This is a genomic window from Blautia wexlerae DSM 19850, from assembly GCF_025148125.1.
GTDB classification, from domain to species: Bacteria; Bacillota; Clostridia; order Lachnospirales; family Lachnospiraceae; genus Blautia_A; species Blautia_A wexlerae.
Genome location: NZ_CP102267.1, coordinates 4,281,331 through 4,298,422, shown reverse-complemented (window position 1 = coordinate 4,298,422; position 17,092 = coordinate 4,281,331). Strand labels below are relative to the sequence as shown.

Annotated in this window: 19 protein-coding genes; 18 read left to right on the top strand and 1 reads right to left on the bottom strand. The window is 42.2% G+C overall.

Annotated features, from left to right (window positions below):
• The first annotated feature begins 36 nt into the window (after positions 1-36).
• The 15 genes from NQ550_RS19955 (at position 37) to NQ550_RS19885 (ending at position 11,206) form a co-directional block, all read left to right on the top strand.
• The gene (locus NQ550_RS19955) at positions 37-336 is read left to right on the top strand and encodes a plasmid mobilization protein (protein ID WP_465221261.1); all 300 of its coding nucleotides are present in this window, start codon (positions 37-39) and stop codon (positions 334-336) included.
• 85 nt (positions 337-421) lie between these two features.
• Positions 422-712: a CD1845 family protein gene (locus tag NQ550_RS19950; RefSeq protein WP_005361132.1), complete on the top strand. Its 291-nt coding sequence runs from the start codon at positions 422-424 to the stop codon at positions 710-712.
• An 88-nt stretch (positions 713-800) separates the two neighbouring features.
• Positions 801-2,210 (top strand): relaxase/mobilization nuclease domain-containing protein, encoded by a 1,410-nt coding sequence (locus NQ550_RS19945; protein ID WP_025580949.1) that lies wholly within the window; start codon positions 801-803, stop codon positions 2,208-2,210.
• Between the two features lie 271 nt (positions 2,211-2,481).
• Positions 2,482-2,865 (top strand): GntR family transcriptional regulator, encoded by a 384-nt coding sequence (locus NQ550_RS19940; protein ID WP_002578893.1) that lies wholly within the window; start codon positions 2,482-2,484, stop codon positions 2,863-2,865.
• Positions 2,858-3,718 (top strand): ABC transporter ATP-binding protein, encoded by an 861-nt coding sequence (locus NQ550_RS19935; RefSeq protein WP_004611597.1) that lies wholly within the window; start codon positions 2,858-2,860, stop codon positions 3,716-3,718. The genes NQ550_RS19940 and NQ550_RS19935 overlap by 8 nt, the downstream gene beginning before the upstream one ends.
• Positions 3,711-4,361, top strand: coding sequence for an ABC-2 transporter permease (locus tag NQ550_RS19930; RefSeq protein ID WP_015542934.1), 651 nt, complete (start codon positions 3,711-3,713; stop codon positions 4,359-4,361). The genes NQ550_RS19935 and NQ550_RS19930 overlap by 8 nt, the downstream gene beginning before the upstream one ends.
• A gap of 128 nt (positions 4,362-4,489) precedes the next feature.
• Positions 4,490-4,669: a cysteine-rich KTR domain-containing protein gene (locus NQ550_RS19925; RefSeq protein ID WP_074021989.1), complete on the top strand. Its 180-nt coding sequence runs from the start codon at positions 4,490-4,492 to the stop codon at positions 4,667-4,669.
• Between the two features lie 14 nt (positions 4,670-4,683).
• Positions 4,684-5,373 (top strand): VanZ family protein, encoded by a 690-nt coding sequence (locus NQ550_RS19920; protein ID WP_223385979.1) that lies wholly within the window; start codon positions 4,684-4,686, stop codon positions 5,371-5,373.
• Between the two features lie 574 nt (positions 5,374-5,947).
• Positions 5,948-6,205, top strand: a complete 258-nt coding sequence (locus NQ550_RS19915; protein ID WP_025580951.1) for a hypothetical protein — start codon at positions 5,948-5,950, stop codon at positions 6,203-6,205.
• A gap of 131 nt (positions 6,206-6,336) precedes the next feature.
• Entirely contained in the window at positions 6,337-6,729 is a 393-nt protein-coding gene (locus NQ550_RS19910) for a winged helix-turn-helix domain-containing protein (protein ID WP_055201467.1), read from the top strand.
• 143 nt (positions 6,730-6,872) lie between these two features.
• A complete protein-coding gene (locus NQ550_RS19905; RefSeq protein WP_015542929.1) occupies positions 6,873-7,991 on the top strand; it encodes a helix-turn-helix domain-containing protein in 1,119 nt (372 codons plus the stop codon).
• The gene (locus NQ550_RS19900; RefSeq protein WP_015542928.1) at positions 7,992-8,897 is read left to right on the top strand and encodes an ABC transporter ATP-binding protein; all 906 of its coding nucleotides are present in this window, start codon (positions 7,992-7,994) and stop codon (positions 8,895-8,897) included.
• A 4-nt stretch (positions 8,898-8,901) separates the two neighbouring features.
• Complete coding sequence (locus tag NQ550_RS19895) at positions 8,902-9,687, top strand: ABC transporter permease subunit (RefSeq protein WP_015542927.1); 786 nt, start codon at positions 8,902-8,904, stop codon at positions 9,685-9,687.
• 198 nt (positions 9,688-9,885) lie between these two features.
• The gene (locus tag NQ550_RS19890) at positions 9,886-10,278 is read left to right on the top strand and encodes a winged helix-turn-helix domain-containing protein (protein WP_015542926.1); all 393 of its coding nucleotides are present in this window, start codon (positions 9,886-9,888) and stop codon (positions 10,276-10,278) included.
• 505 nt (positions 10,279-10,783) lie between these two features.
• Positions 10,784-11,206: a hypothetical protein gene (locus NQ550_RS19885; RefSeq protein ID WP_015542925.1), complete on the top strand. Its 423-nt coding sequence runs from the start codon at positions 10,784-10,786 to the stop codon at positions 11,204-11,206.
• Positions 11,207-11,488: 282 nt separating this feature from the next.
• Here the strand turns inward: NQ550_RS19885 and NQ550_RS19880 are convergent, their stop codons facing one another.
• Positions 11,489-12,727, bottom strand: coding sequence for an IS110 family RNA-guided transposase (locus NQ550_RS19880; protein WP_114091361.1), 1,239 nt, complete (start codon positions 12,725-12,727; stop codon positions 11,489-11,491).
• Between the two features lie 718 nt (positions 12,728-13,445).
• Between NQ550_RS19880 and NQ550_RS19875 the strand changes: the two genes are divergently transcribed.
• From NQ550_RS19875 to NQ550_RS19865, 3 genes are all read left to right on the top strand, one after another.
• Complete coding sequence (locus NQ550_RS19875; RefSeq protein WP_005361189.1) at positions 13,446-13,661, top strand: DUF6870 family protein; 216 nt, start codon at positions 13,446-13,448, stop codon at positions 13,659-13,661.
• A gap of 135 nt (positions 13,662-13,796) precedes the next feature.
• A complete protein-coding gene (locus tag NQ550_RS19870) occupies positions 13,797-15,425 on the top strand; it encodes a recombinase family protein (protein WP_025581258.1) in 1,629 nt (542 codons plus the stop codon).
• Positions 15,426-17,075: a recombinase family protein gene (locus tag NQ550_RS19865; RefSeq protein ID WP_025581259.1), complete on the top strand. Its 1,650-nt coding sequence runs from the start codon at positions 15,426-15,428 to the stop codon at positions 17,073-17,075. It begins immediately after the preceding gene.
• Positions 17,076-17,092: the final 17 nt, after the last annotated feature.

Genomic DNA, 17,092 nt, shown 5'->3' with positions numbered 1-17,092 from the left:
GGGCATAACAAAAAATCCGTCCGCGTCGAATTTGTCATGTCCGAACCGGAGGCCGAACTGGTAAAAGAACGCATGGCGGAACTTGGCATTACCAACCTGTCGGCATATCTGCGAAAGATGGCCGTAGACGGTTACATCATTCACCTTGATATGGGAGATATTCAGGAAATGATCCGGCTTCTCCGCATTTGTTCCAATAACTTAAACCAATATACCAGACGGGCCAATGAGACCGGCAATATTTATGCCGCAGATATAGATGACATCCGCACCCGTCTGGACAGCCTTTGGGATGGCATGGACAAACTGATCCGGGGATTTGCAAACATTTCATAAACAGCCGGAAAGCCGTTGCTTTCTTTTTGCCGTCACGGTAAAATTTTTATAAGGGCAGATGCCCTTCTGAAAGGAGGCAAAGCGTATGCGTTTGATAGGTAAATTACTGGCACTTCCCTTTATGCTGGTTACGGGGATTCTTTATCTGGTATGTAAATTTTTGGTGGTCCTTTCCGGTGCGGTACTTGGGATTCTTTCCGGGATCATCTTTTTGGCAGCATTGGTGCTGTTCTTTGTCGCAGGATTTTTGCCGGGTCTTGCCTGGCTTATGATCGCCTTTCTTATCAGTCCATACGGTCTGCCTCTGGCGGCTGCATGGCTGGTAGGGATCATTGGCGGGGCAAACAGTGCCTTAAAGGATTTTATATTTGGTTAAGCAGATTTGGCGGGGCGCATAGGCAGCCCCGCTCTTTTTCTGCAATTATAACTTCTCTGATTGGAATTAAGTTAAGGAGGTGACGAAAATAGCGACCACAAGACTGATGCCTCTGCATGTAGGAAAAGGTCGGGACATCTCTACTGCGATTGCAGACATTATTGATTATGTGGAAAATCCACAGAAAACCGATTTTGGAAAATTCATTTATGGCTATGAGTGTGATACCCGGCTTGCTGATGCAGAGTTCCTTCTGTCCAAACGACAGTATGCAAATCTAACCGGCAGAAATCAGGGTGCGGATGATGTGATTGCCTACCATCTCCGTCAGGCATTTAAGCCCGGCGAAGTTACGCCGGAAGAAGCCAATCAGATCGGCAGGGAGCTGGCACTGAAGCTCACAAAAGGAAACCATGCCTTTGTCGTCTGCACCCATGTAGATAAGCACCATGTCCATAATCACATCATTATCAACTCTACTACACTGGACTGTCAGAAAAAATTTCGCAACTTCTGGGGCTCTACCTGGGCAATTCGGCGAATAAATGACAAGCTGTGTTTGGAGCATGGACTTTCGATTGTAGAAAATCCGAAACCCAGCCGGGAGCATTATGGCACATGGCTGGGAAATAAAAAGCAGCCTTCCTTTCAGGAACAGATACGCATTGCTATTGATGCTGCATTAGAGGAAAAGCCAAAAGATTTTGAGGAACTTCTAAAGAAGCTGGAGGCTGCTGGACTTGAAGTTAACCGTGAAAGAAAACATCTTCGGTTCCGAGTTCCGGGACAAGAAAACTATACCCGATGCGATACGCTCAAAGGCGATTATACAGAACAGGCCATCAAAGAACGGATTGCCGGTACACGGACAGTAAAATCCCGCCATGCTTCTTCAAAAAAACCGGTTTCCAAAGTTGGATTGCTGGTTGATATTGAAGCTGCGATCCGTTCCGGCAAAGGTCCCGGTTATGAGCGTTGGGCAAAAGTGTTTAACTTAAAACAGCTTTCCCAGGCAGTGCTCTACTTAAAAGAACATGGCGATATGGGTTATGAGGATCTTCTGGAAAAAGCCAACGCCGCTACCACTAATTTCAATACCTTATCCGTTCAGATTAAAGATTTGGAGTCAAGAATGAACGCCAATGCCGAGCTGCAAAAGCAGATCGTAAACTATGCGAAAACGAGGGCTGTCTATGTAGAATATCGCAAAGCCGGGTACAGTAAAAAATACCGAACAGCACATGAGTCTGAAATTCTGCTGCACCAGGCGGCAAAGAATCATTTTGACGAGTTGGGAATCAAAAAGCTCCCCTCTGTCAAATCTCTCCGGGAGGAATACACCGATCTTCTGGAACAAAAACGGAAAGCCTATTCTGCCTATAAGCAGGCCAAAAATGATATGAAAGAACTTCATAATGTTCGGGCTAATGTGGAATATCTATTGGAGATTTCTTCCCCGCCACAACCGCAGCGCAGCACAGAAAAATCTCGTCAATAAGGTTGTCTGCTTTTCGTTTTCAGCGTTCCAACGGAACGCGCAGCCATTGCCACCGGCAATGAGCTCAGGGGTTTGGGGATATGTCACCAACAAGCATTTAGCAGGAATTCCGGGAACGGGATTTCTGCTAAATACGCAATCTTACGTAAGATTGCATTGCTTGCCAGTAGTTTACCAGTAGTTTAGCCCCATGTATTGACATCTTATCCTCACTTGTGTTATACTGTTATACACAACAGCATAACAGTTAAAACACACGGAGGATGCAGCAATGAAACTGATTATTTCAAATGTATCTGGCGTCCCCATATACGAGCAGATTAAACAGCAGATCAAGGCGGCTATTTTATCTGGCGAGCTTCAAGCCGAAGAAACTTTGCCCTCCCTTAGAACACTTGCCAAAGACTTAAAGATCAGCGTCTTAACAGTGACAAAGGCATACACAGAATTAGAGCAAGAGGGCTTTGTTAAAAATGTGCAGGGGCGTGGATGTTTCGTAATGGGGTCTGGTTCAGAACTGATTAAGGAGCAGCTTATTTGCAAAGTAGAAAACAATCTCACCGAAGCAATAAAAGCTGCAAGAATGGCAAATCTATCCACAGAGGAATTACATCGCCTTTTGGACATTTTAACGGAGGTAAAAACAGATGACTAATTATTTAGAGGTAACGAATCTTTCAAAATCTTTTGATTCTTTTCAGCTTCACAATATCAGCTTTACTTTGCCAAAGGGATATATTATGGGCTTGATTGGCCCGAATGGTTCTGGCAAAACAACGACAATTAAACTGATTTTGAATATGCTCAAGCGCACCGGTGGCACAGTCAAAGTGATGGGGCTGGATAATATCGCAGAAGAACAAAAAGTAAAATCAGAGCTGGGCGTTGTTTTCGATACAAATTATTTCAGTGATGATTGGAAAGTGTCGCAGGTTGAAAAATCCATTTCGGTATTTTATCCAAATTGGGACAGCCAGAAATTTGCGGATATGTTACGGAAATTTCACATTGCACCAACCAAAAAGGTAAAAGAACTTTCCAAAGGTATGCAGATGAAGTTAATGCTTGCCTGTGCGTTTTCATACGACGCCAAGCTGCTGATCCTCGACGAGCCGACCAGTGGACTTGATCCGGTTTCCAGAGATGAACTTTTGAAAATTCTTTCAGAGTATATTGAAGATGGCGAGCATAGTGTTTTGTTCTCCACCCATATCACAGGCGATTTGGAGCGTGCAGCCGATTATATTACCTACATCAGTTATGGCGAGCTGTACTTTACTGGCAGCAAAGATGATTTTGTAGATATGTTCCGCATTGTAAAAGGTGGAATTGAGGAACTGTCCGATGATCTGAAAAATAAGGCGGCTGGTATTCGTACATTCCCTACGGGATTTGAGGCTCTGATGAAAACCGAAGATATTAGCGGTTTCCCTAACCTGACCGTTGATCCTGCCACCATTGATGAAATTGTAGTGTTTACAAGCAAGAAAGGTGACGATTATGAGTAATATTTTGAAATCCACAAAATTAGATATTGCATTGGTAAAACCATATTTTAAGACGATTTGCTTTACCCTGCTCCTGCCGATTGTGTTTGCCGCAATCAATCGTTCTTTGCTGACAGGGGTATCATTTGCTATGTGCTTTATTGCCATGACGACGGGATATACCTTTTCCATCACAGAAAAAAACAGCATGGATCGTCTGTTTGGTATTTTACCTGTTCGTAAAAGCGAGCTTGTGATCGGACGCTATGTTTTTGTCCTTGCAATGGGGCTTCTTTCCTTGATTATTTCTTTGATTGCACAGCCGCTTGTCTTGAAAGTGCTGGGTGAAACAGTTGGCGTATTTGATATTGTAACTGCCGCTATTGCAGGAGTATTCTTATTTGCACTCTATACCGTGTTCCAGATTCCGGGATATTACAAGTACGGCTCAATCAAAGGACGGGTATTTATGTATATTCCAGTGGCCGGTTTTTTGGTAACTTTACTTCTTCTCTCTAAAATGCCAGCTATCGGGAACTCAATTATTTCAGTCGTTGAATCTTCTCCGATACTTCTCGTTTTCCTTGCGGTTTTTGCTATTGTCGTGATGTATGCGGTTTCAATCTTCTTGTCCATTCGGGTTATGAAGAATAAGGAAATGTGAGGTGATTGTATGGATTTCACAATTTTGGCAGTTGTGCTTTTGATTGGTGTTGGCGTTCCTATCCGTAATAAACTCATACGGAAATATCGGGATAAGAAAAAGAATGATCGCAATTCGGAGTGAACAATATGGAGAAAACAGAGTTCATCCGCTGCCCAGTCTGCGGGAATAAAACACGCGACAAAATTCGGGAAGATACCGTACTTAAAAATTTTCCTCTCTTTTGTCCAAAATGTAAAAGTGAATGTCTAATCGACATTGAACAATTAGACTTACGATTAGCATTATGGGAATACCGTCGTTACTAATGACAGTATTCTGTTTGCTTTATGAGAAAATGCTCAATGCTGGAATGGGCAATAAATTTGAATTTGACAAGGAGATAATAATGATACCAATTTCTGATATTCTCATCCGCTCAATTAGTGGGTATGTGTTTATGGTTCCAGTCTTCGTACTGTATTTCTTGTGGCTCAAAAAATTGGGGAGAACACAAAGTTTTCTCCATACCGCTGCAGTGTTTGTTTTTGGTTATTATTTATTCGGACTTTTGACCGTCACAGGCATCGGCTTTACAAGCACAATGACCTTTCGCCCGAACATTTCTTGGACTCCATTTATCGGTATGATAACTGGGCCAATTGATACCATTCTGAATATTATTCTGTTTGTCCCGTTGGGATTTTTCCTGCCGCTGCTGTACAAGAAATATCATCACATGAAGACGGTTGCATTGACTGGCTTTCTGTTTTCTTTGGCTGTTGAAATTGTCCAGATGTTTGGCTGGGGTTCTTCCGACATCAATGACTTGATGACAAATACCGCTGGAGCCTGTATTGGATTTTTAGTTTATTGTCTGCTGTCAAGAATCTTGCCTGCCAATCTGAAAAAGCAACTTCAATCCAGCCGTGTCAATGCTGTGGCTGAAGTACTTCTCTTTGCTATTTGCACATTTGCCATTATGGTCACGGCTCAGACTTGGTTTGTCCATGATGTGCTGAATGTTCCATAAATTGTATCGGAAACAATCGGTCTCAGATATAAAAAAATAGTGTCTTCTGTTTGACACACCTGCAGACCGATTTTTCCGTATTGAACTTAGTCGCGTCAACGAAGCCACTACCTATGGAATTTCAATCTTTTCCTTCCTGTTATGCTTGGACAGATTGAATAATTCTCTTTGTGTTATATCTATTATTTTTAGGTAATAGTCCACAACGGCTTCTAACATGAAGGTACAAAAAATAAAAGTTGATCCTCAATCAACCCTATTATTGTACTCTTCAATTCATACTTTTCGATCTCAATGGTAGTATGGTTAGATAGACATCTGTTGCCGCTATCCCTTGGTAAGTTACCCGTTCAGCTTACCTACAAATTTAGAATACAATAAATGGCATCATTTGAACAGACTATATTTTTGGGATGAACTGTTCTACTATGAGAGCTTCGGTCTGTTTGCTGTGCTGATTCTGGTACAGTTGGCGGCCACCGGCGCAGCAGCGTTCCGCTTTTACTACAAACAAAGAAAAGGCTGAATAGAAAATAGGTATCATCAATCAAAAATATCATTGGAGGTATAACTTATGGAAAAAGAAACAATGGGAACTGTAATTTCAGTTATAAAACAATGGTGGTTAAAAGTGAATCGTAAACCTGCCCGCGTTCATGCGATGGATGGCGCAGCCTTTCCGCATATTATCAAGGTCAAATATACGATAGACGGTAAAGATTACATCTGCCGAAAATGGATTGGTGCAGGAAACAACGTTCCTGACAAGGGAACAACGATTAAAGTTACCTATTGGGAAGATAAGCCATCGAAAGCAAGAATTGAACTCTAATCAATAAATTTATTAAAATACGGAGGTGATGATGTGATGGGACATTAGCTGTTTTTGATATAGAAGAATCCGGCAAGCAGATTGGAGAAAAGTTATTTCTGCTTCTTAACGAGGAACAAAAGAATGCTCTAATGCAATATATTTTGGAACAAGGAGCCTGTCATGGAACGGTATTCAATTCCTGTCACACTTCCTTCGCAGCAAAGAAAAATCCTCTAACAGAAATACAGGAAGGCGAGCTTTATCTATGCCTGGAACACCGCACTGTCAGGGTTAGGGAACGGATGATCAACCTGACAAGTAAGGAGTTTGATATACTGGCATTGCTCATTGCCAATCCCAAACGTGTTTTTACTTACGAACTGATTACCGATTTGGTTTGGAAAGAGGATTGTGATTTCTATTCGAGAAAAGCGATTCATAATCATATAAGTAAGCTGCGTAAGAAGTTGCGCTTTGAACCGGATCTTCCAAACTACATTGAGAGTGTCGCCGGGATCGGCTATAAATTTGAACATCTATAACATGAACCCACAAATACGTATTTTTTCGTACTGCGCGCCTTGAGTGTTTCCTGATAGTTGACTTTTTTAAAAAAAGTGAAACACATCTCCATTGTATTTGCTCTTTTCCTTCATTATAATAATGATATATGAGGTGAGTAATTATGAAAGAGATAAATATTGGCCGTGTCCTAATTAAAAATCGTCATAAAAGAGGTATTACACAAGACGAACTGGCTACCCATTTGGGCGTTTCTAAAGGGGCTGTTTCAAAATGGGAAACGGGATCTTCATTACCAGATATTTTGCTATTGCCACAACTAGCATCTTACTTTGATATAAGCATTGACGAGTTGATAGGATATCAACCGCAAATGGAACAAGAGGATATTAAAAAACTGTATATCCGTCTTTCTAAAGATTTTTCTATGTTGTCCTTTGAGGAAGTCCTGGCTGAATGTCTTAAAATAGCAAAAAAATTTTACGCTTGCTATCCTTTATTATTTGAATTGGGCACACTTTTAATCAATCACACTTCACAGGCTTCCTGTCCTGAACAAGTGGAACAAATTATAGAAAAAGCCTTGGAGTGGTTTCATCGTGTAAGAACTGAAGCGGACGAGACGAATCTGCAAAAAGAAGCACTGCTAATGGAAGCGTTTTGTTTGCTTCAACTCCAACGCCCGTCTGAAGTAATTGATATTTTGGAACCAGTTAATATGCAATCTGGTTCTCCTGAGCCTCTTCTGGCTTCCGCCTATCGGGCAATAGGTAACGATCAAGAGGCAAAAAAAATTCTTCAGGTCGGAATATACAAGGAGATTATGACTCTTTTTAATTTGTTCCCGTCCTATTTGAATTTATGTCTGAATGATGCGGAGCAATTTGCAGAAACCTGTCAGCGATTTTATAAAATAGCAGATGTTTTTCAAATGAAAATGCTACACCCCGGTATTCTTTTGGGAATTTATATTACTATCGCTCAAGACTGGATGAAGCTTAATAATGCCGAACAGGCGTTGGACATCCTTTCACAATATACGGAACTGGCAGTCAGTAATATTTATCCATTGCATTTGCATGGGGACAATTTTTTTGATCTTCTAGATGAATGGTTGGACAGCGAACTTGTGTTACGATCCTTTCCGCCAAGAGATGAAACTCTGATCCGTCATAGTATGACACAAGCTCTTAATGAAAATCCTGTCTTTCTGCCATTGGCTAAAGATTCACGATTTCAGATGATGGTTAATAGACTGAAGGCAAGCGAGGAGGAAAAATAAATGGAAACTGTTACTATACAAAAACTATCCAAAACATACCCTAGTGGAAAAGAAGCATTAAAACAACTCTCGTTGACACTAAGTACCGGAGAGGTATTTGGTTTTCTCGGTCCAAATGGTGCCGGAAAGACGACAACCGTAAAATTGCTTACCGGAGTCCTGAGCCCGTCTGGAGGATCATGTGAAATTATGGGTGTCAATCCTAATATTCAGCCAGAAAAAGTGCATCTCCTTGCAGGGATTGTGACTGAACACGCACAGATGTATGACAATCTGACTGGTATTGAAAATCTGATGTTTTATGCTGCGGCTTTTGGCATGGAACAAAAAGGAAAATGGCGTGCTGAGTCACTACTCAAGGAATTAGAGTTGACAGAAGCGAAAGACCAAAAACTGGCGACCTATTCTACCGGTATGAGACAGAGGTTATCTCTGGCAAGGGCACTGTTACACCACCCGAAAGTTCTGTTTCTTGACGAACCAACTTCTGGCTTGGATCCGGAAAGTGCGCAGAATGTCAATCAAATGATACACAATCTGGCTTGCAAAGAGGGAATTACTGTTTTTCTCTGTACCCATCAGCTTCGGTATGCACAGGAAATCTGCACACGCTACGGACTGATTGATCAGGGGATTCTTTTGGCCTCGGGTACAATAGATGAATTACGCGCTCGGGTATTTACTTCAAAATCGCTTCGTATCTGTGCGTCAGCGGTTCCTGACAAGCTAAACTTTGTTAAATGCGGAATCAATGAGTTTGAAACCCAAATACAAGATAAAAAAGAAATCCCTTATTTGGTACGAAAGATTGTAGAAGCCGGTGAGGATATCTATTCTGTAAATCTTATAGAACCCACTCTGGAAGATATTTATTTTACCCTGACTGCCGGCAGGAAGGAGGATTGATGATATGAAAGCTGCTATGTATGCAATTATCAAAAAAGATTTTCGCATTATTGCAAGTAACCGTAGACTATTTCCTGCTCTTTTTATTGTTCCTTTAGTGCTGACTATTGTATTGCCGTCTATTTTTGTCATTACCATTCATTTTGTACCGGATGATCCGGATATTACAAAGTTACTGTCACTGCTTCCTGAAACTGCCCGGATGGAAAGCCTGGAGCTTACGCTTTCTGGCATGATCTTAAATTATATACTTCCGATTTTTTTCCTGATAATTCCTATAATGACTGCTTCTATCATGGCAGCCAGTGCATTTGTAGGAGAAAAGGAACGGCATACGCTTGAAACATTGCTCTATTGTCCACTTACTCTCAAACAGATTTTTCAAGCAAAAGTATGGGCTTCTTTCCTTTTAAGTATGCTTGTCTCTGTAATCTCATTTGCGGCTATGTTTCTGGTTATAGAAACAGAATTATTTTTCTTGGCAGGTAGGCTGCTGATTCCAAGCGTAAGCTGGTTGGTTGTTATACTATTGCTTTCACCTGCAATCTCACTAATTGCCATTACACTGATTGTCCGGGGATCTGCCAAAGCGCAGAGCGTAGAGGAATCTCAGCAGGCTGCCGTTTTTCTGATTCTTCCGGTGATTCTGCCCATAGCGGGACAATTTACAGGAGTCTTTTTAATGAATGTCTGGATTCTTCTCGGACTCGGTGTGATATGTGCAATACTTGCCTGGTTCTTATTGCAAAAATCTATGGGACGGTTCACCTATGAAAAACTTCTGCAATAAAAATCGTTACAAATGGTTTTGAGCTTTGTGATTGTTTTCGCAGATAAAAAGAAAACTCTAGCTACATTGATTGTTGTTAAGAGGAAAAAAGGATGGTGATGTGATGGGACATTAGCTGTTTTTAATATAGAAGAATCCGGCAATCAGATTGGCGAAAAGCTATTTCTGCTTCTTAACGAGGAACAAAAGAATGCTCTAATGCAATATATTTTGGAACAAGGAGTCTGTCATGGAACGGTATTCAATTCCTGTCACACTTTCTCCGCAGCAGAGAAGAATCCTCTTACAGAAATACAAGAAGGCGAAATTTATCTATGTCTGGAACATCGTACTGTCAAGGTTCGCGAACGGATTATCAACCTGACAAGTAAGGAGTTTGATATACTGGCATTGCTCATTGCCAATCCCAAACGTGTTTTTACTTACGAACTGATTACCGATTTGGTTTGGAAAGAGGATTGTGATTTCTATTCGAGAAAAGCGATTCATAATCATATAAGTAAGCTGCGTAAGAAATTGCGCTTTGAACCGGATCTTCCAAACTATATTGAGAGTGTCTCCGGAATCGGCTATAAATTTGAACATCTATAACATGAGCCCACAAGGTGTCATCTTCTCCTTGTGGGCTTGCTTTTTGCAGCATATATTCTAAGAGCAGAATATGTAGAAAATTGTGAATATAAAGAGTAAAAAGCGAATGTCTGCGGACTGATACAGGAAACATAATCGATATAATTTTCTCCCAAGGAGGTATCAAGCAGCCGATTCAGGCTCCTCCTTGATGGGAGGAAATGCCTATGCGTCTATGCAACACAGATCCGCAGATAAACTGCTTTACATTCAGTCACCTATACGTCGTAGTCCAGCTCGTATGGATTGCGGCGTTTTTGGTTTCGACAAAATTTGAGCATTTTCGCTGTCAACCTCCCGGAAAAATTTCATACTGTTGCTTTGGCGCGCCTATTCTTTGTACGGGCGCGCTTTTTTGTACCCTTTTTTTAATCAGAAAGAGACTTAGACCTTATCGCTGCCGCAGCCCACCCTCTGATTTCGATTTTTGCCATCAACTCAAACATCGAAATTGGAGGAAATTACTATGAAGAAAATCAATCTTCGGGATTATTACCCGTATTATACACAGGACATGATCGTTGAGGTGCCGGATGAAGTTGCTTTGTTGCTTCGGGAATACATGTTGCTGGAGGAAGCCTATCGGATTCGTACATACCGTTATAAAGCATTTTACTCTCTGGATCGAGACGAAGGTATTGAGCGTGAGATATTGCAAAAACCTCTTAACCCGGCAGAAATTTGGGAACAGCGTCAAATGACGGAGTTGATTTATAAAGGTCTTTCCAAACTTCCGGTAAAGCAGCGCCAACGGATCTATGCACACTTTTTCCTTGGCATGAGCAAAGCAGATATTGCCAAAGCGGAAGGAACACACAAAAGCCGGATCACCCGTTCTATCGAAGCCGGATTGCGTAGTCTGGAAAAATATTTCAAAGAAATTTTATAACAGACGGCAACTTTGCCCCTAAAAATGTACTGAATAGTAGAGGGACATATTCGGCGGGACAAGCTGGACGGGTGTGGTAAGGAAGCATATACATCCTCCCACCCCAACTGCAATATCAATTTGTCTGCCATGCCCCTTGCTTGTTCCTTGCTACGAAAATAAAACTCGTAGCCAAAAACTGAACCTTGACAACAAATGTTTTCAACAATTATGAAAGCATCACTATAAAGCAGTCACAGTATTGGCTGCCTGTAGTGAGAGATTGATCGTATTTAAGAAAGGCTAGCTTTGAGCTTCCACATGATAACCATGTTTTTCCAATTCCCGTATATAACGAGAAAGCTGTTTTTGTTCACAGTGCTTACGTCTTGTTTCAAAACAGGATTCGTCAAATAGAGTTCCTTGTTTTAACATTGTGTAGATGATGACAAGAAGTTTTCGGGCAAGTGCGACAATCGCTTTTTTGGCTCCTTTTTTCTGTTTGATTCTCCAGTACCATGCCGAAAGATAAGTGTTGCGTTTCCCTGCAATCACCCAGGCAATTTCGCAGAGCATACTTTTTATGTAAGGATTGCCTTTTGTGACAGAGGTGCTTTTTCGTTTTCCAGCACTTTCGTTATTACCTGGGCACAAACCGGCCCATGAGCAGATGTGTTCCGCAGTTTTAAACGGCTTCATATCAATACCGATTTCAGCAATAATTGCACAGGAAGCAGTTGTGCTTATTCCATAGATGCTATTCAACTGCTCAACCTGCAGGGCAAATGGAGCCATATCTTCCTCGAGACTCGTTTCAATTTCAGCAAGATGTTTCTTTAAAGAATCATAATGAGTCATGAGAATCCTTAAAAATGCCTTTTGGTGTTCTGACAGTGTTCCGTTCACGGACATGAGAATTTCATCAATACGGTTTCTGGTCTTGGTTTTGAGACAAGAATCTAAAGCAGTTTTATCAATCTGCCCATGTTCAACTAAATGCAGAATGATGTTTCTACCCGAAGCGCCAAAAATATCAGAAATAAAGGATGATAGACGGAAGCCGGAACTTTGTAAAAATTTCTCAATCCTGTTCTTCTGTGACGTAATATCGCGGATGACACTCTTACGGTAACGATTTAGATCGCGGAATTCCCGAATCCTTTTTTCGGGAATAAAACTTCCGTTCAAAAGTCCGGCGCGAAGCAAGGTGGAAATCCATTCGGAATCCCGCATATCGGTCTTTTTGCCAGGAACATTTTTCATATGGCGTGCATTTACAACAAGCAGGGTAATGTCACCAGAGAAAGCATCCTCCAGTATTTCATAAATCGGCATCCAATAGATACCGGTGCTTTCCATAGCTACATGATGGCAGTTTTTAGAAACGATCCAATTCCGTAATGCTATCATATCCGGAATCAATGTAGAAAACTCACGGATTTCAGAACGGGTTGGCTTGCCCAGAGGACCAGTCAGGATACATGCAACAATTTTTTCTTTGTGGACATCCAGTCCACAGGAAATTTCCAGAAGGTCTTTCATACAGAACAACTCCTTTACTATAGAATTGGCAGGAGATTTGCCCGAGATAATACGGACTTTGCTACTCGTGCTATTCATAAAAGGTGCGACAATATGCTGTGCTCAAGGGCAAATCATTTACGTTGACAAACGGGGTGCAAATCCTCCAAGGTGCAATCAAACTTAATCCTGCCTAAGACTATTGTAAGGCAAAAAGAGAAGTGAAAAAAGTAGTGGAGTCAGTATCCTATTTTCATTATAGGCTGAGATAAGCTTTCATGATTCGTTGACAACCGAATATACGCTGTTACAGGTACTTCGTTCTGTGTTCCGAGCGGCAGATGGGGCGGCGCGGTGACAGGCGGCCTAAGGAGGTGATGAATCCAGGCTGTCCGAGCGATAAACGCAACCTACGAAACCGGCTATGGCAAGCCAGACGCGATAACGACACAGATCATAATGGTACTTCTTCACGGCTTCCTAAAGACTTGGGGAGAGCTCCTGCGGCGTTTGCTTGCTCTGGCAAAGCGGCGGCGTATGCGGGACTATGATGCGGTGACGCTATCCGCAACCTGTAACAGCCCCGTCCTTATAACAGAAGGACTTGCCGGGGTGCGTGGCAAATACGGCAGTAAAATCGAAATCAGATATAATGGGCCGGATTTATGTGTGTAATAACCATAGATCCGACCTATTCATGTGGTTTTGATAACACAGTTTTCGGAAGGGAGTTGATACTATGGAATTGAACACCATTGTCAGTGAAGTGGGTACGCTGGTAGACATTCGGGATGTCTCTGTCAACAAAGAACTTTCCCGTGATGAACGGATTGCAGAATTTGTTCAGCAGATAAAAAATCCATACCATTTTAAGTGTGGCCGTTTTACTGTACAGGCCAGCTTTTCTGCTGAAGGTGCTACCCTGGAAGAATGTATCAAGGGTATTTTACGATAGGCGCAATTTTAAGAAAGGGGCTGACTTTTCCGTAAAAGCATGGTAGAATAAGAATCGGAAAAGGAATTGAATATGGACTAACCACACTTCTTGAATTGCGGGGATTTTTCTGTGCAACGAAAGGAGTGTTTTTTTATGCAGGTTTACAAAGCGATTAAGTACATCCGTCTTTCTTACACGGATGATAAAACAGTAGAAAGTGACAGCGTTGCTAACCAGCGGCGCCTGATCGATGACTACATAGCCCGACACCCGGAAATTGAGGTTGTGGCAGAAAAAATTGACGATGGTTATAGTGGTGTTTTGTTTGATCGCCCAGCATTTCAGGAAATGATGCGGATGATCGAACAAGGCGAAGCTAACTGCGTGATTGTCAAAGACCTCTCCCGCTTAGGTCGTGAGTACATAGAAACAGGCCGTTATATGCGCAGGGTATTTCCAGCCTATGGAGTGCGTTTTATCGCAATTAACGATAATGTGGACACGGAAAATGACGCTGCCGATGATCTCACAGTTTCTGTCAAAAACATTATGAATGAGGCTTACTGTCGGGATATTTCCGTTAAGACACGGAGCGCCCTGGAAGTAAAACGGCGCAGCGGGGATTTTGTAGGTGCTTTTACCATCTATGGTTATGTGAAAGTCGGCGATAAACACAAGAGCCTGGAAGTAGACGAATATGCTGCTAATGTTGTGAGGGATATTTTCAGAAAACGGCTGGAGGGATTCAGCGCTTCCCATATAGCGGATGAACTGAACCGATTAGGAATTCTTTCGCCTTTAGCGTATAAGCGCAATCACGGAATGCCTCATGCAAAAGGTGGCTATACAGACCGAAAGGATTGCAAATGGTCTGCAACTACAATCATCCGCATTTTACAGGATGAAACTTACACCGGAACACTGGTCCAGGGCAAACAGACAACGCCCCATTTCAAATTAAAAGAGCGTGAGGACAAACCTTCTTCGGAATGGATTCGTGTGGAGGGAACCCATGAAGCGATCATACAAAAGCACGATTTTGATCTGGTGCAACGGCTCCGCAGGATTGACACAAGGACTTCTCCCAAATCGGATAAGGTTTACCTGTTTTCCGGTATTTTGATCTGCGGCTGCTGTGGCTGCCGTATGACCCGCAAGACGAACCGCTATAAAAATAAAGAGTATCACTATTATTACTGCCCGACCGGCAAAAAGAATGGCTGCACATCGTCGGTCATGCTGAAAGAGTCGGATCTGATTGAATGTGTACAGGACAGTTTGAAAGGACATATTGAAAATGTTGCTTCTCTGGATGCCCTGCTGTCCAGTATCAGCCAGGAACGGATCAACCGAGAATTGGCGCAGGAATATGCCGCACAGATTAGAGTAAATGAAAAGCGTGTGGCACAGACCGAGGGCTTTAAGGCAAAACTCTATGAAAATCTGGTGAGTGGAATTCTGACAAAGGAAGAATTTCTCTCTTATAAGCGAAAATACAATGCAGATATTGAACTGTTCCAAAAGGCAATCGCTGAATGGAACGATAAACTTACAGATGTATTGGAAAACCGAAGTGAACGAAACCGTTGGATCAACCATTTTATGAAATTTTCTACTATGGAGGATATTGACCGCCGGGCAGTCATGCAGCTTATCCGAAGCATACGGGTCATGGGTAAAGATGAACTGCATATTGAATTTAATTACCAGGATGAATATCAGAAAGCAATCTCTTTGGCGGAACAGATTGCTACAAAAAATGAAGAAAGGATGGTGGGCTAAATGGCAAGAAAAAGCAGAAAACAGACGGCAGCGCCTATGCCGGCACCATCTTTATATGTACATGTGGCTCTGTATATCCGTCTTTCTGTGGAGGATAACAAAAAGCGGGGCTGCTCAGTAGAAAATCAAAAGCTGGTACTGAATGACTTTCTTTCAAATAAACCGGACTTCGTTGTGTATGATACCTATATCGACAACGGAGCGACAGGGACAAATTTTCACCGCCCTGGATTTCAGCAAATGCTATCTGATATTGAAGCAGGCCACATTAACTGTGTGATTGTTAAGGATCTTTCCCGATTAGGGCGAAATTCTATTGACACGGGTTATTATATCGAACAGTATTTCCATGCTCATAATGTTCGCTTCATTGCTGTTACGGATCAGTTTGACACAGCGGATTCCGGAAATCTTCATGGCGGTATCATGCTGCCTTTGAAAAATATGATCAATGAAGCCTATGCTCTGGACATTGGACGAAAAATCAAAGCACAAGCGCGGCAGGCTATGAAAGATGGCGACTATATTGGTGCACGGGCACCTTACGGTTACAGGAAAGACCCTGATAATTGCCATAAACTTCTGATTGATGAAAATACTGCCCCTGTGGTAAAACAGATTTTTGAATGGGCACATGAGCATGTGTCTCTGAACCGGATTGTCCGCAATCTAAATGAGATGGGGATTCCGGCACCGAGCCATTATAAAAAGACCACTGGCGAGATTACCAGTCCGGGCCTGATTGGAAGCGGCAAATGGCAGACCCGTACAGTGATGAAAATTTTAGAAAGCGAAGTCTATACAGGCGATCTGGTGCAAGGAAAAACAAAGATTGTAGATCATCAGCAGGTCAAGGCTGGAGAAGATAATCTGATTATTGCCAAATGCACCCATGAACCGATCATTAGCTATGAATTGTTTCATGCAGTTCAGGAATACAGAAAACAGATCTGTGAAGAAAGCAAAGCAACTCAAAAACGCCCCTACACGCCAAACATTTTCAAAGGCAAAGTGTTCTGTGCTGATTGTGGCAGAAGCCTTCACCGGCAACGTGCCGAGCGCCGGAAAGGTCCCGATACTTATTGGTTCCACTGCCTTACAAACAGCCGGGTAGAAAAAGATAGCTGCAAAGGCGCAACGATGCAGGAAAAGGAACTGATTTCTACTGTTACGGCTATTCTTGAAAAAGAGCTGACAGTTGCGCTGGGAATGTCGCTGCCACTCTTTCAGTTGGAGGCAAGACAAAAACAGGAAAAAGATAAGCTGAAAATTCAGATGTCTGCCAAACGGCAGGAAATTGAAAAAACACGCCGACTGATCCGTGGTCTATATGAAAATTTTGTGCAGGGTATTTTGACAAATGATGAATACTTTGAATTGAAGGCGGATTATGAATATGCTATCAATGCTCTGTCTGGTGAGATTGAGGTATTTGAAAAATCTATGGACTCCCTAGACAACCAGCTTGCCCGATACCGTGCAATGGAAAAGGATGCAAAAACACTGGCACAGGATCATGTGCTGACTGCAGAACTGATCGAACGGCTCATTGAACGAATTGAGATCGACCACGAGCGGAATATTCATGTAACCTTCCGTTTCAAAAATGAATTTCAGGGAAAGGCGGTGGAACCGTGCACAACTATGTGATTGCCCTTTATATCCGT